The following is a 26,602-nucleotide window of genomic DNA, read 5'->3' as shown; positions in this document are numbered from 1 at the left end:
GAGGGCTGCCGCGCCTCGCCCATGCGCCGCCGACGTGCCGGCGGCGCCGGGACGGGCTCAGTCGCGGTACGAGGGGTCCTGCCGGTCGAGCAGGCGCAGCAGCGCCGGCCACTCCAGATTGCCGCCGATGGCGTCGCGATTGGCCACCTGCCGCGTCACCGTCTCCTGCGCCGCGGCGGGCGGGAAGTGCAGGTTGTCGTAGCCGGCGCTGAGCGCCGCGATCTGCGCCGTGCAGGCCTTCTCCAGGAAGAACATGCGCACGAAGGCTTCCGCCACCGTGCGGCCGACGGTGAGCAGGCCGTGGTTGCGCAGGATCATGTTGTTCCTGGTGCCGAGGTCGGCGACGAGGCGGGTGCGCTCGTCCATCTCCAGCGCGATGCCCTCGTACTCGTGATAGGCCATGTCGTCGGTGTAGGTCATCGACGTCTGCCCGATGGCCAGCAGGCCCCACTTCTGGGCCGAGACGGCAACGCCCGCGGTGGTGTGGGTATGCAGCACCGCCTGGGCGTCGTCGCGGGCCTCGTGCACGGCCCCGTGGATGACGAAGCCGGCCTTGTTGATGCCGTAGCCGGTGGGCAGGACGATCTCGCCATGCTGGTCGATCTTCACCAGGCTCGACGCGGTCACCTCGCCGAACATCATGCCGAACGGGTTGATCAGGAAGTGGTGCTCAGGGCCGGGCACGCGCGCCGACAGGTGCGTGTAGATCAGGTCGTCCCAGCCGAAATGGGCGACGAGCCGGTAGCAGGCGGCGAGGTCGACGCGGACCGCCCACTCTTCGGCCGACACTCGGTCCTTCACATGCGAGGATGGCACGTCAGCGGGCTGGGCCCGAAGGGCGCTCTGGGCAGGCATGGTTTCCTCCGTCCGATCCGCTTGTCCCGCGGTGCGTTTGCCCAGCGCGCTCTTGGCTCGTCGCCGCGCGGAGCTTCGCCGACAGGGTAGCGCTATCGTCGGAGCAGACAGTCGCCTACTTTACAATCTCTCCAGTTTTTCCTCATCGGGCATTGATCGGCGGGCGTCTCGTCCAAGCTCCGGGCCCACCGCTCGCGCTTCGGCGATGATCGTCGCGCGGCAGGACCCATCCGGCGCTGCGACCAGAAGAATGCCTACCCGTCCGGCGACGCCCGCGACGTTTTCATCCGTCGTTGGCTTTCGGCAGATCGACGGGCGTCCGCGTCCGCTCCTTGGCGTCGTAGATCCTGACCTGAACGAACGGAAATTTCCTCTTGATCTCGATACCGGCGTCGAAGGCGATCTCCGGGGCGGGGTATTGCGCCTTCAACTTCCCATCAACTTCCACCGAATAGCCTTCGGTTGGCAGAAGATCCGCGCGTGCGTCCGGAGGGCGTCTCTCCTCGAACCGTTCGACGGGTGTCTTCGACATGTGATCTCGCTTCCGTCCCCTTGGTTGATCAAGGCAACCGGCGCCGGGGACATGGCGCCAATCGCCGGCAGCACGGCTGCGCCGACGCTACGAATACACTGCTGCGACCCTGATCTGTCCCACATTGCGCAGCCCCTGCACCGCTACACCGGTGCCGTGCCGGCGCAGCATCAGGTCAACCGCCGATTGCCCGAGCCGCTGATTGCACAGCAGGATCCCGTGCCGGTCTGGATCGAATTGGAGGCCCAGCACGGACTGGAGGAGCAAATGCGGCGCGCCGGCAGCCCAGGCTTGGGGAGAGCAGGCCGCCGGGTCGAGCGTGGGGCGCCGCCACTCACGCCCCGTTGGAAGCCACAATAGAGCCTCGGCTGGCGCCGCAGGTCCATGGAGCTTGCGGCGTCGAACAGGCCGTTGAACACGCGACCGACCGCTTCCGTGCATCCGTAGCGGGCCAATCCGGCGGCGATCAGGAGTGCTCCGTCGAGGGCGAGCGCGTCGCCTTAAGCAAGGTGCGGCCTCGACATCGGCGCAGCAAGCCCGTCTGAGAGAAGGGGGCCGACCTCAATCAGGTCGGCATTGCGCGCATAGGATGCAACCAGCGAGCGATAAACCGCGACATAGTCGTGGGCCATGCGTGTGGCGGAAAAGCGCTGCTCGAAACGCTGGCGCACCGTCCTTCGATCGAGTGCCATCACGTGTGGCAGCACCGCAATCGCCTCCTCGACGGTGTCCACTATGATGCCGGTCACGCCGTCTTCGATGATCTCCGGCACCGACCCGCAGCGGAATGCCAGGACCGGTGTTCCGCATGCCATCGCCTCGATCATGGAGAGCCCGAACGGCTCCGGCCAATCCACGGGAAACAACAGCGCGCGCGCGTTGCCGAGAAATTCGGTCTTCTGACGCTCGTTGATCTCACCGACGAACTCGACGCCCGGGCCGTCGAGCAGAGGCTCGATATGGGTGCGGAAGTAGGACTCGTCGGCTCGGTCGACCTTGGCCGCGATCTTCAGCGGCACGCCCGCGGCGCGGGCCATCAGGATGGCCCGGTCGGGGCGCTTTTCCGGCGAGATGCGCCCGAGGAAGGCCACATAGCCGCCGTCGGGCGTGGTGCGGGGAGCATGCAGCTTGGTCGGCAGCCCGTGGTGGATCGTCGCCGCGAAATTCGCATGCGGGATGGCGCGGCGCTGGTCGTCGGAAATCGACACCAGGGGCATGTCGCTGAAGCCCAGATACAGCGGCAGCAGGTCAGGCAGATCCTGCCTGCCGTGCAGCGTGGTGACCGTGCGCCCTGCGGTCGGCCGGAACAATGGGAAATGATACTGATCGATGTGGAAATGCATCACGTCGAAGTCGGCCGCCATCTCGCGCACGCGATCGAGCATCAACATGTAATAGGGCGTCGGATCGCGCACGCTGGTATCGAGCCGAAGCGCTTGCGGAACACAGGAGACGAGGTTGGCGGCGGTGATCGAGTCGCCGCTCGCGAATAAGGTAACCTGGTGACCGAGGGCCACCAGTTCATCGCTCAGATAAGAAACGATCCGCTCGGTTCCGCCGTAGAGCCGCGGCGGCACGCTCTCGATCAGCGGTGCGATCTGGGCGATTTTCATTGCTGCCTTTCGGGCTGAGCCTATGGGCGCTGCGCGGCTCTCTTTCCGCGCGACGCGCGCTTGATCCCATCCTCAGATCTCGTCACCGCCGGCACGCGGCGTTCGCGCCGTGGAGCCGGCGGAGCCGACGTATCGGCGGCACGTGAATACGAGCTTCCTGAGGACATTGCCCCGCAGTGACGCATATGGGGTGCCACGATCCGATAGATAGGGCTTGGACATTGAATCGCGCCGAGGCTCAAATTTTTCTCCAGTTCCGTGCGACGGGCATGGGTGGAACAGGCCGCAGCTGGCTCCAGGCCAGTCGTTCGCGAGAGTCTTGTCAGGAGTTTCTCATAGAGTTGCGCGTTGGGAACGAACGTCACGGTACTGTGTTGGTGCAACGGGCATCATGCGCGCAAGCGTGGAAACAATGCCGCACTATTGCATAGCGCGACGCGCGCGCAGGTATATCAATGCAGCGTAGGCGACCGATCGGTGGCACACCGTGCCCCTGTCGCAGGTGTATAATGCTTGATCTGCGGCTGATCTCGTGCAAGACGGTGCCCAGCAGCGTGCGATGAGCTCAGTGACCGGTTATAGTCGATAAAGCCAAGCTTCCGAAATTTGTTCATGAAGAAATTGACGCGGGGTCGGGTCGTCTTCATGGCTGATTTTGTGATCGCCGGTTGCGCCTCCTCGTCCTCGTCGAAGGTTGGCAGCGGGAGGCGTTTCTCGCGCGAGTTGAAGAGTTGATGGACGAGCTCTGCCTCGACGCGCAGGGTCCGTCCGGCAAGTGGCCGGCGAATGACTCGAACAAGCCGGTCCTTGATGGACGCTGCGAAGATGGTCGTTCCAGCCAGCCGAACAATCGGGGCAACTGTCGTCGCCGTCAATATCGGTTTCCTCTGGCCGGCAAGGGGCCCTTCGCCGAGGAATTCGAGGGTCGCGACGACCCTTCCTTGCGCTGCCCGCAAATGACGGTGATCTCAACGTTGCGCCTGGGATGTAGAGCACCGCGTCCGGCAGACTCTCCCTGCGCGAACACGACACGGCCCTTGCGTTGTCTGCGGCTGCTCCGCTCCTCGCCAATGCTGGCGAGAAATGACGTGATAACGCAGAAGGGCGTGTCTGGATCGCTTGCGTTCGGAGGCGCCGGGTTTCGATCTGCCCCAGCACGGCTCCAGTGGCGCGGGGCCCATATTGATCGGGCACGCCCGGGGGGCGCAATCTCGCGCGTGGGAACACGATGTCGGGGCGCGGGGGCGCAGCGCACTCCGGACGCCTGCTGCCGATGGGACGCCTGTTTTCGAGAGGCGGGCCACGGCTCCTCCCCGATGCTCGTGTTGCATGGGCGCGGGTGCCTGATGATCGACCAAATGCGGGGCTCGCCCGAGTGGACGCCTCCCCGTAAAGGAACACGCGTCAATGAATGATCGACAAGTCGAGTCCCGAGCGCTGGTGCAACTGCTCGCCCGCTACCGGGAGCCGGACCTGGCGCGCAGCATATTTGAGCTGCTCGTGACGGCTGTGCCCTTCGCTCTCATCTGGTTCGTGATGGTGTCGGCCCTTGCCGGCGGATTTTGGCTGGCCCTGCTGCTCGCCGTCCCCGCAGCGGGCTTCCTCGTTCGCCTCTTCATCGTCCAGCACGACTGCGGTCACGGATCGTTCTTTCGCGGCCGCCTTGCAAATGATTGGGTCGGCCGCATCCTCGGTGTTCTGACACTGACCCCTTACGATTTCTGGCGTCACAGCCATGCGCTCCACCACGCGAGTTCCGGCAACCTCGATCGCCGGGGCATCGGCGATATCGACACGCTGACGGTACGCGAATTTCTCGCGCGGCCCCGGTGGCGTCAGCTTCTCTATCGTCTCTATCGGCATCCCGTCGTAATGTTCGGTGTGGGGCCTACCTATCTGTTCATGCTGCAGCATCGCCTGCCGGTCGGAATGATGCGGGGCGGCTGGAAGCCCTGGCTCAGCACCATGGGCACGAATATCGCGATTGCTATTCTGGCCGCGGCGATGATCTGGCTGGTCGGCCTTGGGCCGTTCCTGCTCGTGCACTTGCCGATCACGGTTCTGGCCGCGTCGATCGGCGTCTGGATGTTCTACGTTCAGCACCAGTTCGAAGACACCGTCTGGGCCCACGACGAGGCCTGGAGCTTTCATGAAGCGGCGCTACACGGCAGCTCCCACTATGACCTGCCGGCCGTCCTGCGCTGGCTCACCGGCAACATCGGCATCCATCACGTCCATCATCTCAGCAGCCGGATCCCCTACTACCGCCTGCCGGACGTGTTGCGGGATCATCCGCAGCTCGCCGCCGTCGGACGGATCACCCTGCTGGAGAGCTTGGGGTGCGTGCGAAGGACTTTGTGGGACGAACGCAGGCAGCAGCTCGTTTCCTTCAAGGAAGCGCGAAGCGGCGCATAGCCCGTCGCGAGCAGGGCCCGGCGGGCAATCCGAGCGACGGAGGCTCGATCGACAGGAGTGCTTGGCCCGTCTCGGGAGAAATCGCGGGGTACGCGCGTTCAAACGAAGCGGATCCAACGAAGCTGGCACCGCATTGAGAGCGCTGGCAGCTGTTTGGCATGAACGGCTTGCTTCTCTGTCTCGTCCTGACGCCGGAGTCGTCCGGCAGCTAGCTAGCGCCACATGCCGCGCATGCGGGCGCCGACATCGACGCGCACGCCGGTCGCCGGCGCTCGCGGCGGCGCCCCGGCACTGGCCGGCGGCCAGCTCACCCGCTCGAAGAGGGGCGTCAGCGCGTCGGGGATGAAGCGCGTGCGCGCCGCCGTGACGTAGCGGGCGCCGAACGCCGCCTGGCCGTGGGTGAAGAAGCGCTGCGGGACGACGAGGGCGAGCTCGTCCCGGGCGCGCGTCATGGCGACGTAGAGCAGGCGGCGCTCCTCCTCCAGCTCGGCTGCGGTGCCCGTGGCGAGGTCCGACGGCAGGCAGCCGTCGACGACGTTGAGGACGGTGACCGAGCGCCATTCCTGGCCCTTGGCGGAATGGATGGTGGAGAGGATCAGGTAGTCCTCGTCGCGCAGGGGCGGTCCGGCCTGGTCGCTCGCAGCGTCAGGCGGGTCGAGGGTGAGTTCGGTCAGAAAGCGCTCGCGGGAGGGGTAGGTGGCGGCGATCTGCTCGAGCTGGACGAGATCGGCGCGTCGCATGGCGGCGTCCTCGTGGCGCTGCTCCAGATAGGGCTCGTACCACTGCCGCGCCCGCTCCAGCTCGGCCGGCCAACCGGTGCCGGCGGAGCGCAGCTCGGTCACCGCGGCGACGAAGGCGGGCCAGTCGGCGGCGGCGCGAGCCGGCGGGACGACGGTCGCCAAAGCGGCGGCCGGATCGGCGGCCGCCGCCATCTGGTCGAGCACGCGTTGGGCCGACGCGGGCCCGATGCCGGGGATCAGCAGCAGGACACGAAACCCGGCGACCCGGTCACGCGGGTTCTCGGCCAGACGCAGCAGCGCCAGCACGTCCTTGACGTGGGCCGAGTCGAGGAACTTGAGGCCGCCGAACTTGACGAAGGGCACGTTGCGCCGCGTCAGCTCCACCTCCAGCGGGCCGCTGTGGTGGGAGGCGCGAAACAGCACCGCCTGCTGCTTTAGCACCGTGCCGTCCTCCCGCTGCGCCAGCACACGCTCGACCACGCAGCGGGCCTGATCGGCCTCGTCGCGCACGGCGACCAACTGCGGCCGCCGCGACGACGGGCGCTCGGTCCACAGGTTCTTGGTGAAGCGCTCGCGCGCCAGCCCGATCACGCCGTTGGCCGCGGCCAGGATCGGCTGCGTGGAGCGATAGTTGCGGTCGAGCGTCACCACATGGGCCGGCGGGCTGAAGTGGCGGGGAAAATCGAGGATGTTGCGCACGGTGGCGGCGCGGAAGGAATAGATTGCCTGGGCATCGTCGCCCACCACCGTCAGCCCGTCGCCGTGGGGCTTGAGCGCCAGGAGGATCGAGGCCTGCAAGCGGTTGGTGTCCTGGTATTCGTCAACCAGCACGTGATCGAAGCGGGTGCCGATCTCGCCGGCGAGCTCCGGCTCGCCGATCATCTGCGCCCAATAGAGCAGCAGGTCGTCGTAATCGAGCACGTTCTGGGCCTGCTTGGCCTCGACATAGGCGGCGAACAGCTGCTTGATCTCACCGGCCCAGGCGGCGCACCAGGGGAAGGCGGCCCGCAGCACCTCCTCGATCGGCGCCTCGGCGTTGACGCAGCGCGAGTAGATGGCGAGGCAGGTGCCCTTCAGGGGGAAGCGGCTTTCCGTCCTGGAGAAGCCGAGTTCGTGGCGCATGAGGTTCATCAGGTCCGCGGCATCCTCGCGGTCGTGGATGGTGAAGGCCGGATCGAGCCCGATGTCGGCCGCGTATTCGCGCAGCAGGCGCGCGCCGATGCCGTGGAAGGTGCCGGCCCAGGCCAGCGCTTCCGTCATAATGTCGGCCCGCTCTCCCATGACCAGGCGCGCGATGCGGCCGACCCGCGCCGTCATCTCGGCGGCGGCGCGGCGCGAGAAGGTCATCAGCAGGATGCGCCGCGGGTCGGCGCCGTCGACGATCAGATGCGCCACCCGGTGGGCCAGCGTGTTGGTCTTGCCCGAGCCGGCGCCGGCGATGACCAGCAGCGGCCCTTGCCGGGCCGCCGCATCGGCCGCGGTGCCGTGCACCACGGCCTGGTGCTGTTCGGGGTTGAGCTTGTCGAGATAGGCGAGGGACATGGATCCGAATCGTCTGCTGCCGGCAGGCGACTGAATCATGTTTCCTGTTTTGTTCACAGCCCGTGAACGATCCGGGCCGCGCGGCTCGGTCCTCACTTGATCTTGCAGAGCTCCACGAACTCTCGCAGGCGCTCGTGGCGGCCGGCCTCTGCCAGCTCGGAGGCCCTGGCGCCGATCGCGAGGCGGACCCGGCCGGCGCTGCCGAGCAGGCCGACCACGGCACGGTAGGGCACCCGGCGCGCGTGGCCGTAGACGCCGTTGTCATTGGCCGCCAGCCCCTTCAGCGCGATCCGCTGCTCGCCGGCGATGAGCGCGATGGTGACCGGCTGGCCGCGTTTTGCTGCCCTGCCGAGTGGCACGCTCACCTCGGCCTGGCGCGCCGCGTTGTCGCAGATGAGGGGGAAGCCGCTCTCGCTGCGGTCCCGCTTCTCGTAGACGAGGTAGGGGTTGTCCTCGTCGCCCTGCACCAGCCATTGCCAGTCGCCGGCGGCGCCGGCCGTCTCCGCTGCGAGGCTGGCCAGCACGGCGGCGGGCGCGCGCTGCGTCGTCATCGGCGTCTCCTGCGGGCGCCGGGGCGGCGGCGCCAAGCCGGCCTCATCCTAACCGGGCGGCGCGGGAAATCCGAGAGGCGGGCCGGCCAGTCGTCATGGCGCCGAGCACGATTGCTTTACGCCGAGCCGCCGGCGGAAGGGGCGCGCGGGCCGGCTGGTGCCGCGAGCGCGCCGCAGCCGCCGTCGAGGAAGGAGGCGATGTCCTCGAAAGCCGCCGGATCCTGCAGCAGAAAGCCGTGACCACCCTCATAGAAGCGCAGCACCGCTTGCAGCAGGCGCGCGTGCAAGCGCTCCTGGTTGGCCGGCGGCGCCTGGCCGTCGTAGCGGCCGGCGCAGACGAGCGTCTCTGCCGCGATGCCGCCCAGTCGCTCCCAGGCGTCGTGGTCGGCGCGGGCGCCGAGCTGCCAGCGGCGGCCGGCGGTCGCACCAGGCTCGTGGCCGAAGGGGTCGGCGGCCGCTGCCGCGACGAGTTGGGCGAAGGCCTCGGGATGAGCCGCAGCCCAGGCGCCATCACGGCGTGTATCGGCAATCTCGACCATGCGTCGGGCGCGGTCCAGGGGCTGCAGGTCATGGAGTTCGTGCAGCGGGTAGGATGATCCGCCGGCGCCGCCGGGCGAAGAGCAGCACAGCGCGAGCCTGTGAACCAGCTCGGGCCGGCGGATGGCGAGTTCCTGGGCGACCATGCCGCCGAACGAGATGCCCATCACATGCGTCCGCGGCCAGCCGACCGCCTCGATCAGGTCGGCAGCGTCGGCCGCATAGTCGGCCATGCTGTAAGGCCCCGCCGGCTTGTCGCTGCGCCCGAGGCCACGCTGGTCGTAGGCGAGCAGAGCGAAGCGCCCTGCAAGCGGAAAGTCGAGCGGCGTTGGCGGCTTGCGCAGATCGGCTCCGGTGCCGGTAATGACCAGCAGGGGCGAGCCCTTGCCGGCGCGTCCGGTCCAGAGCCGCACACCGCCCAGGTCGACGAGGCCCATGGAATCCTCAGGGCGCGTCGTCACGTCGGCCGGCACGGTTCCAGCCGCGGCCGCCGTCGCCGAAGGCGCTCGAGCCAGCGGCGGTGACGGCGAGGGTATCCTCCAGCTTGATATAGCCGCGGCGCGGATGCTGCAGCGCCGTCTCGACCGAGATCACCATGCCCGCCTCCAGCGGCCGGTGGGCGTCGGTGGCGGGGTAGGGCACCGGGCCGTGTTCGGTGAGCCGCGGCGCCTCGTGGCTGACGAGGCCGATGCCGTGGGCCGTGAAGTCGAGCACGGCGGCGTGGGGCGAGCGGCGCACCACCGCCTCGCCCGCCGCGATGATCTCCCCGCCCAAAGCCCCCGGCCGGATCGCGGCGCGGGCGGCCTGCTGCACCTCGTCGACCGCAGCGAGCAGGTCGGCCAGCTCCGCGTCCGGCTCGCCCAGGATGCCCATGCGGGAGAGATCGCCGATGTAGCCGCCGTAGGTGCCGCCGGAGTCGAGGGAGATGACGTCGCCGGGCTCGAGCCGCTGAGGCGAGGGCGCCCGGTTGTGGCTTCGGCCGGCGGCGATGAGGCAATATTCGAAGACGAGGTCGCGCTGCTGCTCCTCGCCGCGTAGCCGGCCCACGACGTCGGCCTTGCTCATGCCGGGCGCGCAGGCCGCGAAGACCGCCCGCATGGCCGCGACCACCCGCTCCGAGGCCTCGCGCACCAGCGCGAGCTCGGCGGCCGACTTGAGCGCCCGCAGGCGCTCCAGCGTGAAGGTGGCATCGACGAGCCGGGCCGGCGCGGTCGCATCGGCGAGTGTCTTCGCCGCATCGGAGGGCAGGAAGCCCGGCTCGATGCCGATGGCGCGCACGCCGGGAAGACCGGCGATGTGCTCGATCGCCGCGCCGATGGCGTCGAGCGTACCCCACGACGCGGTGCGCACGTGCGGCGTCCAGAAGCGCCCGTGCTCGTGCTCAAAGCCCTCCATGCGGTTGCCCACATAGAGCGCCTCGTCCGGCCGGCCCCTGCGGTAGACGAAGACCGGCAGGTAGCGGCTGAGGCCGATCGCCTCCATCACGTCGAAGAAGAAGAAGCGATAGCCGCCGAGCAGGTATTGCACGTTGTGCCGCGAGGTGGCGACGAGCACGTCGATGCCGTGCTCCTCCAACAGCCGGTCCAGGCGGGCGACATCGAAGCTGGGACCGCTGGCGGGTTGGATCAGGGTGGACATCGGCAACTTTCCTCGCAGGCGGGATCACGGATGGGCGGGCAGGGCCGGCGCAGGCTGCGCGGCCGGAGCTTCCGGCTCGGTATTGAACAGCGCGACCGGCTTGCCGTGCGACTCGATGCCGAGCAGCGAATAGGCGAGGCCGACCATGAGCCCGCAGGCGGCCAGGAACAGGAACGCCGGCAGCACGGCATCGGCGGTCGCCTTGGGCACCACGTAATTGTCGGCCCCGGCGATGAGGGCGAGGCAGAGCGGCCCGAGGATCTTGCCGATGCCGTTGGCGAACTGCGACAGGCCCACGGCCCGCGCACTGAGCCGCACCGGATAGATCTCCGCCGGGTAGGGCGCGAGGTTGGCGAAGCCGCCGTCGAAGAAGATGGCACCGACGACGAGGCAGATCAGGAAGACCGGCACGCCGCCGATGAAGGCGTCGTGGAAGATGGCGGCGAGCGCCAGCGCGATCGCCGTACCGTAGCCCATGATCTGGCCGCACGGGCGGCGGCCGATGCGCTGGGCGAGCAAGGCGAAGCCGGCGCGGGCGACCATGCCGGCGAGGCCGACGTAGACGAAGACATGCGCTGCGTCCGTGGCGCCGACGCCCAGCAGCAGCGCGACGATGGTCGGCCCCCACAGGAAGACGCCGTAGTTTGCGGCGCTCGCGCCGAGAAAGGTCAAGGTGACCAGCCAGAAGCGGCGTGGCTCGGCGAGGAGATCGCGGAAGCGCGCTGCGGGCGCAGTGGCTGGGGGCGGCGGCAGCACGACGGTGTCGGCATCGACGCGGTGAAGTCGCCCGATGGCGCGCCGCGCGGCGGAAGTGCGGCCGCGGCTGAGCAGCCAGCGTGCCGATTCCGGCACGACGACGAGCGTCAGGAGCGCCAGGACGATGGGCAGGAACCCGAGGGCGGCGAGACCGCGCCAGCCGAGCGTCGGCAGCAGCAGCGCCGACAGGATCGAGGCGGAGAGGATACCGAGTGTCACCGGCACGGCGGCGAGGCTCGTGAGCAGCGTGCGATAGCGGGTCGGCGTCATCTCCACCATCAACGGCACGCCGGCGGTGGCTGCCGCCGCGAGGCCGAAGCCGACGAAGAAGCGCAGCACGCAGAACAACACCCAGGCGTTGTCCGGGATGAAGGCGATGGAGCCGGAGCCTACGGCACAGATGACCACGCCGAGGATCGACAGGAGCTTGCGGCCGAAGCGGTCGGCGAGCGCTCCCCAGGCCACGGCGCCGACCATGGCGCCAACGCCGGCGCTGAGCAGCATGATCGAAGTCTGCCCGAAGGTGAGATGCCATTGCGGCGCCAGCACCGCGACGAGAAAGGCGACGACGAAGAAATCGAAGAAGTCGACGACACCGGTGAGCATGAAGATGACGATCGAAGCCCAGAATCTGGGGGTGACGGGGGCGGCGTCGAAGTCGCCTGTTGCGGCGTTGGACATGGCTTTCTCCCGGTTTGTTCTGTTTTTGGTATTTTTTTCCAAGTGGATGGATGGCCGGGTCAAGCCAGGCCATGACGTTGGGAGTGGTCACTTCACCTTTGATGCCGTCATGGTCGGGCTTGACCCGGCATCCATCTGACAAAAAACTGTCTATACTTGCCCTATTCCGAAAAATGCCAGGATCGCCGCGGCGATCTGCGCCGGCGCCTGGATCGCACCGACGTGGCTGACGCCGGCCAGCGTGCGCGCCTCGGCCTGTGGCAGCTCGCTCTGGAGCGCGAAGGTGGCGGCGGGCGGGATCAGCCGGTCTTCGCTGCCGGCGAGCAGCAGCGTCGGCGCAGTGAAGCCGCTGAGTGGCGCTTCCGCCGGCAGCAGCGCCACCGCTCCGCGCCGGGCCCGTTGACCCTCGTCGCGGCTGCCGCCGCGGAAGATCTCGACGACCTCGGGTCGTGCGGCGATGAACTCGTGCGCAAAGAAGTATTCGGCTATCTTCGGCGCATTTGTTGCCGTATCGGTCCGCAGCGCCGCCAGGGTGCGGAAGACATTTGCGTTCACCTCGATCGGGCTTCTGCCCACGCGCCAGGTGCTGCCGAGGATGAGCTTCTCCACGCGGTTTCGGTGGCGCGCGGCCACCGCCTGACCGATCAGGCCGCCGAGCGAGGTGCCGTAGACGCCCGCCCGATCGAAGCCGAGCGCGGCGATCAATGCGGCCGCGTCGTCGGCGAGGTCGTCGAGCCCATACGGTTCCGATCCGTTCCGCGTGGCGCCGCAGTCGCGCTGGTCGTAGGCGATCACCGTGAGGTGCGGCGCAAGCTCGGCCGTCAGCGCATCGAACATGTGGTGGTCGGCTTCGCCGCCGTGCAGCAGCACCAGCGGCGGCCCGTCGCCGGTGCGCGTGTAGAAGGTCGAGATGCCGTTCGTTTCGACGTGGGGCATGGCGTTTTCTCCCGCCGCTCAGTGCAGGAGTGCGGAGACGGCGGAGGCGAGCTCCCGCGCCGGATCGGGCGGCGTCCATGGCATGCGCCAGGCCACATGCCCGTCGGGCCGCACCAGGGCGGCGCCGCGCAGGCCGATCTGGAACCCGTCCGCCGGATCGGCCGTGGGCAGCCGCTCCGCCTTGAGTGGCACGTCGAGTTTGCCGGCGACGTCGCCGGCGGCCGTCAGCCAATCGTCGGCGGCCGGGCCCGCCACCAGCACGAAATCCTTGTCGAACCAGTCGAGGGTGGAGTGTTGGCGCGCCAGGTCGAGCCAGAGGTGCGGGAAGCGCCCACCCGGTCGGTCGGTTGGCGTGTAGTGGCGGGAGTTGAGCGCCTTGCCGACGGTGCCGTCCGGGATCACGGCGCCGTCCTCGTAGCAATGGCCGAGGTTCTGCCCGATGCTGTGCAGGTGGTTGTCCATGTCGTTGATCCAGAAGCGGATTCGATCGGGGTTGCGCGAGCGGATGGCGTCGTCGGTGAGGCCGATGCGCAGCCGGTTGCCGTAGCTGAAGGCGGCATTGGACTGCGCCACCGGCCGCCGCTCCGTCGAGTAGCTGTCGAGCAGCTTGTCGTCGGCGTAGCCCCGCAGCACGAAGGCGAGCTTCCAGGCGAGGTTGTGGGCGTCCTGGACGCCCGAGTTGAGGCCAAAGCCCCCGGTTGGCGGGAAGCGGTGCGCGGCATCGCCGACGATGAACACGCGGCCCTTCCGGAACGTTTCCGCCACCTGCATGCTCACGCGCCAGGTGGAGCGGTTGATCAGCGTGACGTCGAGGTCCGGGATACCCGCATGGGCGCGGGCGATCTCGATGAACTCCTCATCGGTCCACGGCCGCGGCCGCTCGTCGGTCGTGGTGCCGATCTGGGTGACCGTGAGCCAGCGGTCGCGGCCGTTGGTGTTGAGGATGCCGGCGCGGGGCACCTCGGGGCGATCGGGGATGACCATGAAGCCGGCGGCCTCGCGGGCGACGGGGAGATGCGACAGGTCGGCCCGCCAGTACTCGTTGGACATCACCGCAAGCGTCGCCGGCCCCACCATGTCGATGCCGGCGGCCCGCCGCGTGCTGCTGCCGGCGCCGTCGGCGGCGATCAGGTAGCGCGCCGTCCACACCGTGGGCTCGCCCGAGCCCACCGCCCGGGTTTCCACGCGGACACCGTCGTTTGTTTCCTCGAAGCCGACGAACTCGGTGGAGAACAGCACCCGCGCATGGCGCGAGCGCTGGACCACCTTGAGGATCTCCTCCTCGACGGCGTCCTGGGCGACGAGGCTCTTCCATGCGGGCGTCTGGCCCAGGTTCGGCTCGGGCCGGGTGCGGCCGTATTCGTGTCCGGCGATACTGTCCAGGTAGACGAACACGTCGGAGCTTTCTTGCAGCCCGCGATCGCGGATCGCCTGCTCGATCCCCCATTGGCGGAAGATCTCCATCGTCCTCACCCAGCAGCCGCGCGACTTGGGATGATCGGTCGTCGTCGGGCTCTTCTCGATGACGGTGCAATCGATCCCGAAGCGATCGAGCAGCAGGGCGGTGGCGAGGCCGACGGGCCCGCCCCCGACGATGAGGACGGAGACAGGGGTGCTCTCCGGCATGGCGCTTTCATCCCGCGGGGTGTTGGTGTCTGGCGACGGGTCCGACCCGCTCGGCGCCGCCGCGCTCCCCGCGTCCGGCGAGGCGTTTAGTTATCAAACGATAACCAAAGTCGATACGCCGTGTCAACCGTCTGCGGCGGCCGTCGCGGGCGCGCCTTCGGCGTGCTAAGAGCCAGCCTTCGTTGCGATGGCGGGCCGGGCCCGCGACCGAAGGATGTCATGCCGAGGGTGAGGACCAAGGTGGCGCGCGAGGCGGCGCCGAAGCCGAGTTTCGATCGCGGGGCCGCCCGCGAGCAGCGCGAGGCCATGATCCTCGACGAGGCCATCCGCTTCTTCGCCGACGTCGGCTTCGCCGGCCAGACGCGCGAGCTCGCCCGCCGCCTCGGCCTGACGCAGCCGGCGCTCTACAAGTATTTCCAGAGCAAAGAGGAACTGATCGAGAAGGTCTACCAGCGGGTCTTCATCAGTCGCTGGAAGAGCGAGTGGGAGCGGATGCTGACCGAACCCGCGGTGCCGCTCAAGGACAAGCTCGAGCGCTTCTACCTGGATTACGCGCGGATCGTCGTCGAGCACAATTTCATCCGCATCACCATGCAGGCCGCGCTCGCCGGCGACCGCCTGACCTCGCGCTACGTGACGCAAGTGGGCGAGCGCATCGTGCCGCGGGTCTGCCACGCGGTGCGCGAGGCGGCCGGACTGCCGCCGATCGCCGACGGCGAGCTGTCGGCGCGGGAGCTGCAAACCGTGTGGGACCTGCAAGGGGCCATCATCTATCTGGCCGTCCGTCACCACATCTACGGCTTTGCGCCGCTGGAGCCGCTGGAGACGAGCGTGCGCGGCATCGTCGCCACTTTCATTGCCGGCGCGCCGCAGGTGTTCGGCGAGCTGGCGCGGGTCGACGCGGGCGAGACGGTGCGCAAGGCCCGCACCGGGCGAAAAAGCGGATCAAGTCTTTCCAAGTAGATGGCTGGCCGGGTCTTGGCCCGGCCATGACGGCATTGAGGTAAGGTGCTTCACCGTCCAGCGTCATGGTCGGGCTTGACCCGACCATCCATCGAACTTGAAGCGACCCGCCGCTTCTCAAGCCCGCACCCGGAGCACGATCTTGCCGCGCGGGTGCGGGCGGGCGCCCTCCAGCATCTCGTGCGCGGTGCGGGCGCCGGCGAGGGGCAGTACGGCACCGACCTGCACCTGGAGGCGGCCGTCGGCGATGAGGGCCGCGATGCGGTCGAGCCCCGCGGTGGTGACCTCGACGAGGAAGAAGCGCGCGTCGATGCTGCCCCGCGCCGCTTGCGCCGGGTCGGGTTCCGACACCGCCGAGATCAGCCGCCCGCCAGGCTTGAGCACGGCGAAGGAGCGCTGCTGCGTCTCACCGCCGACGAGGTCGATCACCGCATCCACCCCTTGCGCCGCATCCTCGAAGCGCTCGTGGTCCACGTTGACGACCCTGTCGGCGCCCAGGCAGCGCACGAAGCCGGCATCCTTGCCGCGCACCGTCGCGACGACCTTGATGCCGGCGCGGCGCGCGAGCTGCACGGCGAAGGCACCGACGTTGCCGGCTGCGCCGTGGATGAGGGCGGTTTGCTTGGGTTTGAGCCCGGCCTGGTCGAACAGCGCCTGCCAGGCGGTGACGGCGACGACCGGGACGGCTGCGGCATCCACGTCGGCGAGGTTCGTTGGCTGGCGGGCGACCATGCCGGCGGCTGCTACCGCATATTCGGCATAGGCGCCGGTGAAGCGGGCATTGGTGACGCCAAATACCACATCCCCCGGCCGGAAGGCGGTGACATCGGGGCCGACTGCGGCGACGGTGCCGGCGAGATCGGAGCCCAAGGTGAGCGGCAGCGGCTGGGGCAGGGCGCTACGCCCTGCGCGGATCCAGCCGTCCCAGGGCCCGACACCGGCGGCCGCCACCCGCACCAGCACCTCGCCCGGGCCCGGGGAGGGGCGTGCAACGTCTTCAAGGCTGATGACCTCGGGTGGGCCGAAGCGATGGACGCGGCAGGCCTTGATGGTGTCCGGCAGGGGCTTCAGGGGCCCGGCGAACGGAGCGGTTGCGGCAGTCATGGCTGGCTCCTTTCAGCGTGAGCGGACGCCGCCGGGCTGGCCGGCTTCAGCGCGGCGCGGCAGCGTCCGCCGCGGCGTGCCGCTCGGCCATCACCTCGGGCTTGGTGTCTATGCTCGGCTGCACCGACATGCCCGCCCGCAGCAGGCCAGTGAGGGCGGAGGCATCCAGCGTGATCCTCACCGGGATGCGCTGCACGATCTTGGTGAAGTTGCCGGTGGCGTTGTCCGGCGGCAGCAGGGAGAACTCCAGCCCGCTCGCCGGCGACAGGCTGTCCACATGGCCCGTCAGTCTCACGCCGGGAAAGGTGTCGACCTCCACCGCGACGGCCTGGCCCGGCCGCACTGCGGCGAGCTGCGTCTCCTTGTAGTTCGCCACGACGTAGACGGCGCCGAGCGGCACCACCGCCATCAGCTGCGTGCCGGCGCTGACGTATTGGCCGACGCGCAGCGAGCGCGCGCCGACCGTACCATCCACCGGCGCCGCAATGGTCGTGTAGGAGAGGTTGAGCTCGGCCTGGCGTAGCGCTGCCGCCGCGTGGTCCTTCTGCGCCTTGGCCTGGTCGCGCTGTGTTCCCAGCACCGGCACCTTGGCCTTGGCCTCGGCCAGCGCCGCCTGGTCGCGGCGCAGCTGCGCCGCGGTCTCGGTGGCCGTGGCCTGGGTTTCCTGGGCCTTCTGCAAGGTGCCGGCGCCGGTGTTGACCAGGTTGCGGTAGCGGGCAGCGTCGGCCTGGGCGAAAGTGAGATTGGCCTGGGTCGCCGCGATCGCCGCCTCGGCGCCGGCGATCACCGACTGCTGCAAGGTGAGCTGGGCCTCCAGGTTGCGGATGGCGGCGGCGGCCGCCTCGTCGTCGGCGCGGGCCTGCGCCAGCGCCGCGCGGACGTCGCGGTCGTCGATGCGGGCCAGCGCCTGGCCGGCCTTCACCGCCTCGTTGTCGGCCACGAGGACGTCGGCGATGTAGCCGGAGATCTTTGGCGCCACGATGGTGTAGTCGGCCTTGACGTAGGCATCGTCGGTCGATTGCAGATATTGGCCCGTGGTCCAGTAGGCATAGCCGTAGTCGGCGGCGAGCGCCGTGCCGGCGAGCAACGCCAGCGCGATGGCGCCGCGCTTGAGGACGTTGCGGCGCGGGCGGGATGCGGCCTGCGCCGTCTCGCCATCGGCGCTGTCGGTGCCAGGCTGGAACTGGGCGGTCCGCGGCATCTCGACCATGGTCTCCTCCTGCCGCGGCGCCGGCGGCGATTGCATGCCGGGAAGATGGCCCCTGCGCGGCCCCATGATAATTCGTCCAGGTCGGGAAGGATTATCCGGGCGGAGCGGATAATTGGATCCGCGAGCCGCTGAGCATCAGGCCGGCGCCGTCAGGCCCGGCGCCGGCCTGATGCAGGTGGCGGCGGCGAGGGGCCCTCGCAAGCGTCGCGCCGGCCCAGCTTGAGACGGAATGCGCCGCGGCGGGATGATCTTGCTCGATCGGATAGCCGCCGCCGTGCTACCCCGTGACCCGAACAAGCTGGGACGGAGGGGGAAGCCATGTGCAGGGCCTGCAATCCGGGGATGGTCCGTCTGCTCGATATGATGACGTCTCGACGTGCGGTGCTGGGCGGAGGGCTCGCGGCGCTGACGGCCCCGCTATGGGCGGAGCCGGTGCGCGCGGCATCTGACCGCGCCGACGTGCTGTTCCGCAACGGCACCGTGCTCACCATGGATCCCGCAAGGCCGCGGGCCGAGACGGTGGCGGTGAGCGGCGGCAAAATCATCGCCGTCGGCAGCGAGAGCGAGCTCGAAGGCCTGCGCACGGCGCAGACCAAGGTGGTCGACCTCGCCGGGGGCACCCTCATGCCGGGGCTCACCGATCCGCACATGCACACCGTGTTCGTGATGTTCGAGAGCTGGATCGACATCAGCCCCTTCACCATGCGCAGCATGGACCAGGTGGTGGAAACGCTGCGCGCCGAGGTCGGCAAGGCGCCGCCCGGCACGTGGGTCAAGGCCTGGCAGTTCGACGGCAGCATCACGCCGGGCCGGGCGCAGCTCGACCTGGCGCTGCTCGACCGCATCGCCCCCGACCACCCGCTCTTCGTCTACGAATCCAACGGCCACATCGCCCACGTGAACTCGAAGGCGCTGGCCGCGGCCGGCATCACCCGCGACACGCCCGATCCGCCGCAGGGGCGCTTCGACCGTGACGGCAACGGCAATCTGTCCGGGCGCCTCGACGAGGCGCCGGCCCTGCTGCCGTTCATGATCAAGATGGGCATACCGGCCAAGGAGGAGGTGATGGCCGCCATCGGCCGGCTGTTCGCCAAGGCGGCGAGCCGCGGCTGCACCGGCCTGTTCGACTGCGGCCTGGGCTTCCGCGGGCCGGCCGACCTGGCGCTGGTGCAGGCCGCCATGGCCAAGAACCCGCCGATCCGCTTCGGTGGCTCGCTGGTCTCCACCCACATGAAGGCGTGGCGCGACGCCGGCCTGAAGCCGGGCTTCGGCAACGACCGATTCCGGGTGACCGCCATCAAAGCGTGGGCCGACGGCTCCAACCAGGGGCGCAGCGGCTACCAGCGCGAGCCCTACCTCAATTCCACCAGCCGCGGCGCGCTCAACTACACGCCCGAACAGCTCACCGACGCGATCCGCGCCGCCCACGACGACGGCTGGCAGGTCTGCGTGCACGCCAACGGCGACGCCGCCATCGACGTCACGCTCGATGCCTATGAGGCGGTGCTGAAGGAAAAGCCGCGGACCGACCACCGCCACCGCATCGAGCATTGCTCGATCCTGCATCCCGGGCAGATCGCCCGCCTCAAGGCGCTCGGTCTGTCGCCGTCGTTCCTGATCGGCCACGTCTACTATTGGGGCCGCGCCTTCCGCGACGACATCCTGGGGCCGGAACGCGCCAACCTGCTCGACCCCTGCGCCTCGGTGCTGAAGGCGGGCCTGCGCCCGACCGTGCACTCCGATTGGAACGTCACCGAGATCGGCCCGCTGCGCATGGTGGAGAATGCGGTGACGCGGACGATGCGCGACGGCGGCGAGGTGCTGAACCCGGCCGAGCGGGTGAGCCCGGAGGCGGGCCTGCGCATGGTGACCGCCGACGCCGCCTGGCAATGCCACCGCGACTTCACCGGCGTGCTGGCGGCCGGCAAGGCGGCCGACCTGGTGATCCTCGACAAGGACCCCACCAAGGTCGACCCCTCGACCATCAAGGACATTCCCGTGCGCGAGACCTGGCTCGACGGCGAGCGGCGGTTCCAGGGATAAGGACGGGCGTTGCGATCGCTCGGGTCGTGCCATAGGGGCGTCACTGCTGGGGAGGCTGAGATGACCGTATGGACCCCTGCGGCCGACATCCGCGTCAAGGTCATCGGCCTGGCGTGGAACGGCCCGCGCCTGCTCGCCGCCGAGGTCGCGACGAGCGACGGCACCATCAAGGGCGTGCGGCCGCTGGGCGGCTCGATCCACTTCGGCGAGACGCGCGAGCAGGCGCTGCACCGCGAGTTCGCGGAGGAATTGGGCTGCCCGATCGCCATCGGCTCGCCCTGGCGGGTGTTCGAGAACATCTACGAGCATGAAGGGGCCATCGGCCACGAGATCGTCTTTGCTGCCGACGTCGAACTGATGGACCGATCGCTCTACGATCTGGATCGGATCGCATTCGCGGAGGACGACGGCCTGGCGTGCGTGGCGCGGTGGTTCAGCCTGGACGCGCTCGCGTCGGCCGGCCTGGCGCTCTACCCCGACGGCCTGCGCGACGCCCTGGGCGGCTGACGGATGTCGCGCGTGGCTGCGAGCGCGCCTGCACCGGCGCAGCACACCTAGCCATGTCCGCGAACCCTAAGCGAGCCCGGATTCGCCGGGAGGTTCGCGCTTCCCGTAACGCGTTGAGAATGCAAGGAAAATCTGATTGTCCGATGCCGCCGCAGCGGCGTGCTGAGCCGACCGTGACCAGGTTCGCGCTCGCGGCCGTATTTAGCGAGCGTCGAGAATGGGTTAAGGGTGGTGCCGGTCGCTCCCCTCAGGGGAGCGTGGATCGAAACCTGTCCTCGATCCCCTCGCTCGCTGGAACGCCGGGGTCGCTCCCCTCAGGGGAGCGTGGATCGAAACACCCGCGCGGTTCCTCGCTGCACAAAAGTCGGCCCGGGTGAATACATGGCGCTTGCGCTCGCCTTGCGGCGCGGCGATCGGGCACTTGGCCGGATGCGCCCGGCCGCGCCAAGATCGGCGGGCGACTCATCGCGCGGGGGTGGATCCGGCTGAGCCATGGACCGACTGACCAGCCTGACCGTGTTCACCCGGGTCGTGGAGGCCGGCGGCTTCTCGGCCGCGGCGCGCCGGCTCAACATGTCCGTCACCATGGTGAGCAGCCACGTGCAGGCGCTGGAGCAACATCTCGGCGCGCGCCTGCTCAACCGCACGACGCGCAAGGTCAGCCCTACCGAGATCGGCCACGCCTACTACGAGCGCGCCAGCCAGATCCTGGCCGAACTCGACGACGCCGACCGGCTGGTGGGGGCGCTGCACGCCACGCCGCGCGGCCTGCTGCGCGTCTACACCAGCATGCACCTGCTGCGCTTCCTCTCCCCGGTGGTGGACGAGTTCCTCACCCTCTATCCGGCGGTGGCGCTGGATCTGACGGTGGGCGACCGCATGGTCGATCTCATCGAGGAGGGCTTCGATCTCGCCATCCGCACCATCGTCCCGGCGGATTCCAGCCTGATCGTGCGACGGCTGACGCCGTGGCGGCACGTGCTTGCCTGCGCGCCGTCCTACCTGAAGACGCACCCGGCGCCCCAGGTGCCGGCCGACCTCGCCCACCACAACTGCCTGCGCTACACGTTCTATCCGTTCGGCGACGAATGGCGGCTGGAGGGGCCGGACGGCACGCTCAACGCGGTCAAGGTCTCCGGCAACCTCGTCACCAACAGCGCCGAGACGCTCCGCTACCTGGCCGTGAAGGGCCGCGGCCTGTTCCTGGCGCCCACTTTCATGATCGCCGACGACATTGCGGCGGGCACCCTGGTGCGCCTCATGCCGCAGTACCGCCCGCAGGAGTTCGCCATCAACGCCCTCTATCCGCACCGCCACAACCTGTCGACCAAGGTGCGCAGCTTCCTCGACCTGGTGGCCGAGCGCTTCGCCGAACACCGGCGCTGGATGAACCCGGACGAAGGGTGAGGCCGTGCGCTTCCAGGCGGTCATCCCCGTTCCCGCCATACTGGTTCACGTTCGGGGTATCCAGCTGATCATCGTTGATGTCGGTGCCGTAGGACGTCAAGATCCCGCCTCCTCCAGTTGTCGTCGTGGCGCCTCTGGCGCTCATTCAGGCGCCTGCACCCGTGCACTCGCGCGGTAGCTCGATCGTGCAGCGAGCAGCCTTCAGGGCCCGCAGCGCCTCGACGCCGCCGGCAGGTCAACGCCCGCTGTCGTAACGCGCGAGTAGGGTTTGACACGTCAGCTCCGTCTCCCCCGCCGTCTGGTTGACGGCAACGGTGGAGACCGTGCGCCAGATGAAGGGGGCCGGCGGCCAGAAGCGACGAAGATGCACTTCGTAGCCGCTGTCGGTCGACACCATCCCCCAAAATGTCACGTCGCAGCTCAGCCCGCTCCGCATGAGTTCGGTGCGCCGCGGCGGGGCCCCCAGATCCGCAGCAATGGCCGCGAGGGCCATGATGCCAACGGTCGCCAGCAGGTAGACTGCGGCAATCGGGAGGGCGGCGATCAGCAATGCCGGTATCCGCAGCCACAGCGGTCGGATGCCGAAGCAGGCCGCCGCCAGGGTGCAGTAGGCGCCATAGCTCGCGAGCAGCCACCACAGGTTCGCGGGGCGGTGAACGAAGCTGAGCTGCAGCGCCACCGCCAGAGAACTTGCCACGAGAACGGCGAGAGCGACGTAGGCCGCGATGGGCCGACCGGCCGGGCCGAACCGCGTCGCGATACCGACGACGAGTGCTGCCAGGGGCGGCACCGTCACAGCTCCGATCCAGGCCGAGTAGATCGTCCCCTCCATCGTCCCGCCCTGTTGCGCTCGGCAGCGTCGGTCCTGCCTGACCAGTGCGTTAGCTGAACATCTGTACTGCGTCGACGGCCGCCGCGGCGATAACAAAACTTAGTTGTTGTGAGATGAAACAAGAATTGATGCTGCGCACGGCGCAAGCCCCGTCGGATCGCCTTTGGCGCCGCCGGCGTGCTTGGTGCTTCGGCATCGCGAAGGTCGTGCCGACATCGCCGCCTTTGTCCGCTATCGGCGGGCCTGGAGCGGAACAACCGTGCCGGCGCCCTCGTTGATAGCGGGGCTTGGCAAGGAGGCTCCTATGAAGTTGACACTCACCCTCGCTGCCGCACTCTTCGCCGCCGGTTCCACCATTGCCCTGGCCCAGGCCCCGGGCGGTCAGGGCACGATGGGCGGCAGCGCCAACAGCCCGACGTCGCAAGGGACGTCGCAAGGCATGAAGGGCGGTGCCGCGGATGCGCCCGCTCGGATGGGTACCACGAAGAGCCAGAAGGCCAAGGCGAAGACGACGGCCAAGGCCAAGAGCGGCACTGCCAAGCCGGCGGCCAAGCCCGCCAGCGGCGGCGCGGCCAAGCCGCAGCAATAGCCATGTCGATCAGGCGCCGACGCCAGTCAGGTTGTCGGCGCCCTTCGGCGACCGACGAGGTCGCGTCGACGCAGCCGCGCGGTGCTGGAGCGGCCGTTGATCGGGCTCCGGCGCCGCCACGTCTCGCGTGCTTCAGGCGGCGCGTGGCTCCACCTCGACCGTCAGGTGCGACAGGTCGTGGATGTGGGCGAGCTTCTCACGGTAGTGGGAGGGGGCTTTGGGGGCGTCCGAGACTAGCGACACGATGGCGCCGTGGTGGCCCGGCCCCAGCCGCCAGACGTGGAGGTCGATGATGCGGTCGCCATTCTGCTCGACCGCCTGGCGGATTTCATCGGGCAGGTCCTCGTCCGCCGGCACGTAGTCGAGCAGCACGCCGCCGGCGTCGCGGATCAACCCCCACGACCAGCGGGCGATGACGAGCGCGCCGACGATGCCGATCGCCGGGTCGAGCCACAGCCAGCCCCAGAGGCCGGCGGCTGCGAGCGCCGCGAGGGCGAGCACGGAGGTGAGAGCGTCGGCGAGCACGTGAAAATAGGCGGCGCGCAGGTTGTTATCGCCGCCGTGCGCGCGGTCGTGCCCATGCCCTCCATCTCTGCCGTGGTGATGTCCGCCGTGGCTATGCCCGCCATTGTGATGGTCCCCATGGTGATGGCTCCCGCGGTCGTCGCGCAGCAGCCAGGCGCTGGCGAGATTCACCGCGAGCCCCAGGAGAGCGACCGCGATCGCCTGCGGGATGTCGATGGGCACCGGCGCGCGCAGGCGTTGCACACTCTCCCAGGCGATGACGAGGGCGACGAGGGCGAGCACGATGGCGCTGGCGAACGCGGCGAGGTCGCCCATCTTGCCGGTGCCGAAGGTGAAGCGGGCATTGCCGGCGTTACGCCGGGCGTAGAGATAGGCGAGGGCGGCGATCGCCATGGCCGCCGCGTGGGTCGCCATGTGCCAGCCGTCGGCGATGAGGGCCATGGAGCCGAACAGGGTGCCGGCCACCACCTCGCCGACCATCATCGCCGAGGTCAGCGCGATGACGAACCAGGTGCTGCGCTCGTTGCGGGCGTGGCCGTCGCCGAGGAAGACGTGGTCGTGGCTCGCCGGGGCGAAGCGGTCGGGCGCGCTGCTCATCGGAGGTAGGTCCTCACCACCGCGATCAACTCCTCGGCGCCGGCCCGCCAGGCCTCGGCGTCGGCGGCTTCCACCACATGGGCGCGCAGGTGGTCCTCGATCAGCTCGGCCGTCAGCCCGTTCACGGCGCCGCGCACGGAGGCAACGAGGTTGAGCACCTCGGCGCACGGGGCCTCGGCCTCGAGCGCCCGCTCGATCGCCTCCATCTGCCCTTTGAGCCGGCGCACCCGCGCCAGCAGCTTCGGCTTCTCGCGCAGCATATGACCCATAGGGTAGGGCGCTACCCTATCGAGAGCGCCCTGTCCATAGGGACGTGGCCGGGCTGCGGCCTGGCCTCCGCGAGTGAAGCGCGCGTCCAGGGACCGATCGGCTCAGCGCCGCCACGCCGGGAACGGGTCGGGCAGGCCGGCCCAGGCCTCCGGCTCGAAGCGGGGTGAACTGCCGGAGCCGAGCAGGCAGGCGTCCAGCGCGGTACGCATCGCCGCTTCGTCCATGCCGACGCCGATGAACACCAACTCCTGGCGCCGGTCGCCGAAAGCAGGGTGCCAGCGGCGCTTCAATTGCGCGGCCCAGTCCGGATCCTGCGGCCAGCGCCGCTCCGGGATCGCCGACCACCAGAAGCCCAGGGCGGAGGTGCGGCAGACCGAGCCGGCGATGGAGAGCTCGCCGCACCAGTCGGGCCGCGTGGCCAGCCAGAAGTGGCCCTTGGCCCGGACCAGCCCCGGCCAGCTGCGGCCGAGGACGGCGTTGAAGCGGGCCGGATCGAACGGCCGCGCCGCGCGGTAGACGAAGTGGCCGATGCCGTATTCCTCGATCTCGGGCACGTGATCACGGAAGCCGTAGAGCTCCTTGGCCCAAAGCGGGTGGCTCTCGGCTCTCTCAGGATCGAAGCGCCCCGTGTCGAGCACGGCGGCGAGCGGAACGCGGCCAAATGCCGTCTCGACGAATTCCGCGTCGGGATTGAGGGCTCGCACGACCTGGCGCACCTGCGCGCGCTGCTCCGGCGTGACATCGTCGGCCTTGTTGATGATCACGACGTCGGCGAACTCGATCTGCTCGGTCAGCAGGTCGGCCAGCCGCCGCTCGTCCCCCTCGGCGGCGGTCTCGCCGCGGTCGGCCAAGCGGTCGTGGCTGCTGAAATCGCGGAGCAGATTGATCGCGTCGACCACCGTCACCATGGTGTCCAGACGGGCAACGTCGCTCAGGCTGCGACCCTCCTCGTCGCGGAACGAGAAGGTGGCGGCGATGGGCAGCGGCTCGGCGATGCCGGTGCCCTCGATCAGCAGGTAGTCGTACTTGCCGCTGCGCGACAGGCGATCGACCTCGGCGAGCAGGTCGTCGCGCAAGGTGCAGCAGATGCAGCCGTTGCTCATCTCGATCAGCTTCTCGTCGGTGCGCGACAGGTCGGCGCCGCCCCGGCGCACCAGATCGGCATCGATGTTCACCTCGGACATGTCATTGACGATGACGGCGACGCGGCGGCCCTCGCGGTTGTGCAGGACATGGTTGAGCAGCGTGGTCTTGCCGGCGCCGAGGAAGCCGGACAGCACGGTCACAGGCAGGCGGCTTGCGCGGGGCAATGGGAGGGATGGGCTCACGGGAGGCTCCGAATTTCGCATGACGGGCGACGCACTTCGTGATTTATGCAATGATATAACATTGCATATCAAGGTGGCGACTTTGCCGATGCGAGGCGACAGGCGGCCGGGCGGGACTCGGGGCCGGAATGGTCTGCGAGCAACGACCGCGCAGGTCGCAACAGTGCATCCCGAACTCGGCGCCAACGGGCGCGGCGGCCAAATAAAGGCCCCTTCACCCGGGGGGTGAAGGGGCAGGTCCGTGAGTGAGTGAAGCCGTGCTGCGCGGCACGGACGACGGCGGCGCCAGCGCGATGACCAACCCGGGATCGGCACTGGCGAGCCCGGCACCGCTGTTGCCGCGATGCACCCTAGCAGCTTGCTGACAGTGGGGATCCGCGCCGCGTCCCCTTGTTGGGATCAGGGTTAATGCACGGCGCCGCATCAGCCCGGCGCCGCCACGCCACTATTGCCAGCCGCCATCCGGCAGCCGGCCGTGGTAGGGCGTGTTGCGGCAGTTGCCCCATGGGCCACGCCAGAAGCCCGGCGGGCAGCCGTTGTTGACCACCGCATAGCCGCCGGCGGGCGTCGGGCCGGTGTAGGGGGTGTCGCGGCAGCCGCCCCAGGGGCCACGCCAGAAGCCCGGACCGCAGCCCTGGGCCACAGTCGTTACGGCGCTCGGCGCGGCCGCCGGCACGTGCCCGGGCAGCGCGCTCGCGGAGGCCAGGGGCCAGGCGGCCATCAGGGCTGCGGCGACGGCGGCGGATTTCAGCATCGATGATCTCCTGTGTCGGCATGCGGCACCGCCTGAAGCGGCGCCCGATCC

General features: G+C 69.1%; 24 protein-coding genes. 6 read left to right on the top strand and 18 right to left on the bottom strand.

Annotation, left to right across the window (positions count from 1 at the left end; translation table 11 throughout):
* Positions 1 to 57: 57 nt before the first annotated feature.
* The 4 genes from IEW34_RS09800 to IEW34_RS09785 all read right to left on the bottom strand — a co-directional run bounded on the left by IEW34_RS09800 (position 58) and on the right by IEW34_RS09785 (position 3,875).
* Positions 58 to 855, bottom strand: a complete 798-nt coding sequence (locus IEW34_RS09800; RefSeq protein WP_188608982.1) for a class II aldolase/adducin family protein — start codon at positions 853 to 855, stop codon at positions 58 to 60.
* Positions 856 to 1,138: 283 nt separating this feature from the next.
* The gene (locus IEW34_RS09795; RefSeq protein WP_244641900.1) at positions 1,139 to 1,387 is read right to left on the bottom strand and encodes a hypothetical protein; all 249 of its coding nucleotides are present in this window, start codon (positions 1,385 to 1,387) and stop codon (positions 1,139 to 1,141) included.
* A gap of 500 nt (positions 1,388 to 1,887) precedes the next feature.
* Positions 1,888 to 3,000 carry a glycosyltransferase family 4 protein gene (locus IEW34_RS09790; protein WP_188608981.1) on the bottom strand — a complete coding sequence of 371 codons (1,113 nt, stop codon included), beginning with the start codon at positions 2,998 to 3,000 and terminating at the stop codon, positions 1,888 to 1,890.
* Between the two features lie 452 nt (positions 3,001 to 3,452).
* Positions 3,453 to 3,875 (bottom strand): hypothetical protein, encoded by a 423-nt coding sequence (locus tag IEW34_RS09785; RefSeq protein WP_188608980.1) that lies wholly within the window; start codon positions 3,873 to 3,875, stop codon positions 3,453 to 3,455.
* Between the two features lie 532 nt (positions 3,876 to 4,407).
* On the opposite strand from IEW34_RS09785, the gene IEW34_RS09780 reads away from it, so the two are divergent.
* Complete coding sequence (locus tag IEW34_RS09780; protein WP_188608979.1) at positions 4,408 to 5,415, top strand: fatty acid desaturase; 1,008 nt, start codon at positions 4,408 to 4,410, stop codon at positions 5,413 to 5,415.
* Between the two features lie 212 nt (positions 5,416 to 5,627).
* Here IEW34_RS09780 and IEW34_RS09775 read toward each other — a convergent pair whose 3' ends face one another.
* From IEW34_RS09775 to IEW34_RS09745, 7 genes are all read right to left on the bottom strand, one after another.
* The gene (locus IEW34_RS09775; RefSeq protein WP_188608978.1) at positions 5,628 to 7,697 is read right to left on the bottom strand and encodes an ATP-dependent helicase; all 2,070 of its coding nucleotides are present in this window, start codon (positions 7,695 to 7,697) and stop codon (positions 5,628 to 5,630) included.
* A gap of 92 nt (positions 7,698 to 7,789) precedes the next feature.
* On the bottom strand, positions 7,790 to 8,248 hold the full coding sequence (locus IEW34_RS09770; RefSeq protein ID WP_188608977.1) for a hypothetical protein: 459 nt from the start codon (positions 8,246 to 8,248) through the stop codon (positions 7,790 to 7,792).
* Positions 8,249 to 8,364: 116 nt separating this feature from the next.
* Complete coding sequence (locus tag IEW34_RS09765; RefSeq protein WP_210324477.1) at positions 8,365 to 9,246, bottom strand: alpha/beta fold hydrolase; 882 nt, start codon at positions 9,244 to 9,246, stop codon at positions 8,365 to 8,367.
* A complete protein-coding gene (locus IEW34_RS09760) occupies positions 9,230 to 10,423 on the bottom strand; it encodes a M24 family metallopeptidase (RefSeq protein WP_188608975.1) in 1,194 nt (397 codons plus the stop codon). Before IEW34_RS09760 ends, IEW34_RS09765 begins: the two co-directional genes overlap by 17 nt.
* A 24-nt stretch (positions 10,424 to 10,447) precedes the next feature.
* Complete coding sequence (locus tag IEW34_RS09755) at positions 10,448 to 11,860, bottom strand: MFS transporter (protein ID WP_188608974.1); 1,413 nt, start codon at positions 11,858 to 11,860, stop codon at positions 10,448 to 10,450.
* 150 nt (positions 11,861 to 12,010) lie between these two features.
* The gene (locus IEW34_RS09750; protein WP_188608973.1) at positions 12,011 to 12,796 is read right to left on the bottom strand and encodes an alpha/beta fold hydrolase; all 786 of its coding nucleotides are present in this window, start codon (positions 12,794 to 12,796) and stop codon (positions 12,011 to 12,013) included.
* 18 nt (positions 12,797 to 12,814) lie between these two features.
* Entirely contained in the window at positions 12,815 to 14,422 is a 1,608-nt protein-coding gene (locus tag IEW34_RS09745; protein ID WP_188608972.1) for an FAD-dependent monooxygenase, read from the bottom strand.
* Positions 14,423 to 14,641: 219 nt separating this feature from the next.
* On the opposite strand from IEW34_RS09745, the gene IEW34_RS09740 reads away from it, so the two are divergent.
* A complete protein-coding gene (locus IEW34_RS09740) occupies positions 14,642 to 15,385 on the top strand; it encodes a TetR/AcrR family transcriptional regulator (protein ID WP_188608971.1) in 744 nt (247 codons plus the stop codon).
* A 117-nt stretch (positions 15,386 to 15,502) separates the two neighbouring features.
* Here the strand turns inward: IEW34_RS09740 and IEW34_RS09735 are convergent, their stop codons facing one another.
* Positions 15,503 to 16,489, bottom strand: coding sequence for an NADP-dependent oxidoreductase (locus IEW34_RS09735; RefSeq protein WP_188608970.1), 987 nt, complete (start codon positions 16,487 to 16,489; stop codon positions 15,503 to 15,505).
* Positions 16,490 to 16,535: 46 nt separating this feature from the next.
* On the bottom strand, positions 16,536 to 17,699 hold the full coding sequence (locus IEW34_RS09730) for an HlyD family secretion protein (RefSeq protein WP_188608969.1): 1,164 nt from the start codon (positions 17,697 to 17,699) through the stop codon (positions 16,536 to 16,538).
* 318 nt (positions 17,700 to 18,017) lie between these two features.
* Here IEW34_RS09730 and IEW34_RS09725 point away from each other — a divergent pair, with 318 nt between their 5' ends.
* The 3 genes from IEW34_RS09725 to IEW34_RS09715 all read left to right on the top strand — a co-directional run bounded on the left by IEW34_RS09725 (position 18,018) and on the right by IEW34_RS09715 (position 21,656).
* Positions 18,018 to 19,742 (top strand): amidohydrolase, encoded by a 1,725-nt coding sequence (locus IEW34_RS09725; RefSeq protein ID WP_188608968.1) that lies wholly within the window; start codon positions 18,018 to 18,020, stop codon positions 19,740 to 19,742.
* Positions 19,743 to 19,802: 60 nt separating this feature from the next.
* Positions 19,803 to 20,249: an NUDIX hydrolase gene (locus tag IEW34_RS09720; RefSeq protein WP_188608967.1), complete on the top strand. Its 447-nt coding sequence runs from the start codon at positions 19,803 to 19,805 to the stop codon at positions 20,247 to 20,249.
* Positions 20,250 to 20,741: 492 nt separating this feature from the next.
* Entirely contained in the window at positions 20,742 to 21,656 is a 915-nt protein-coding gene (locus IEW34_RS09715; protein ID WP_188608966.1) for a LysR family transcriptional regulator, read from the top strand.
* A 235-nt stretch (positions 21,657 to 21,891) separates the two neighbouring features.
* Here the strand turns inward: IEW34_RS09715 and IEW34_RS09710 are convergent, their stop codons facing one another.
* Positions 21,892 to 22,488, bottom strand: coding sequence for a hypothetical protein (locus IEW34_RS09710; RefSeq protein WP_188608965.1), 597 nt, complete (start codon positions 22,486 to 22,488; stop codon positions 21,892 to 21,894).
* Positions 22,489 to 22,792: 304 nt separating this feature from the next.
* On the opposite strand from IEW34_RS09710, the gene IEW34_RS09705 reads away from it, so the two are divergent.
* A complete protein-coding gene (locus IEW34_RS09705; RefSeq protein ID WP_188608964.1) occupies positions 22,793 to 23,077 on the top strand; it encodes a hypothetical protein in 285 nt (94 codons plus the stop codon).
* 132 nt (positions 23,078 to 23,209) lie between these two features.
* On the opposite strand, the gene dmeF is transcribed toward IEW34_RS09705, so the two are convergent.
* The 4 genes from dmeF to IEW34_RS09685 all read right to left on the bottom strand — a co-directional run bounded on the left by dmeF (position 23,210) and on the right by IEW34_RS09685 (position 26,551).
* Positions 23,210 to 24,199, bottom strand: a complete 990-nt coding sequence (gene dmeF / locus IEW34_RS09700) for a CDF family Co(II)/Ni(II) efflux transporter DmeF (RefSeq protein ID WP_188608963.1) — start codon at positions 24,197 to 24,199, stop codon at positions 23,210 to 23,212.
* Complete coding sequence (locus tag IEW34_RS09695) at positions 24,196 to 24,468, bottom strand: metal/formaldehyde-sensitive transcriptional repressor (RefSeq protein WP_188608962.1); 273 nt, start codon at positions 24,466 to 24,468, stop codon at positions 24,196 to 24,198. The genes dmeF and IEW34_RS09695 overlap by 4 nt, the downstream gene beginning before the upstream one ends.
* 102 nt (positions 24,469 to 24,570) lie before the next feature.
* A complete protein-coding gene (gene zigA / locus IEW34_RS09690; RefSeq protein WP_244641898.1) occupies positions 24,571 to 25,797 on the bottom strand; it encodes a zinc metallochaperone GTPase ZigA in 1,227 nt (408 codons plus the stop codon).
* 445 nt (positions 25,798 to 26,242) lie between these two features.
* Positions 26,243 to 26,551, bottom strand: a complete 309-nt coding sequence (locus IEW34_RS09685; protein WP_244641897.1) for a GCG_CRPN prefix-to-repeats domain-containing protein — start codon at positions 26,549 to 26,551, stop codon at positions 26,243 to 26,245.
* Positions 26,552 to 26,602 lie beyond the last annotated feature (51 nt).

It is taken from the genome of Chelatococcus reniformis, assembly GCF_014640075.1.
GTDB lineage: Bacteria > Pseudomonadota > Alphaproteobacteria > Rhizobiales > Beijerinckiaceae > Camelimonas > Camelimonas reniformis.
The sequence above is the reverse complement of the archived record's forward strand: the minus strand, read 5'-3'. Positions and strand labels throughout refer to the sequence as shown.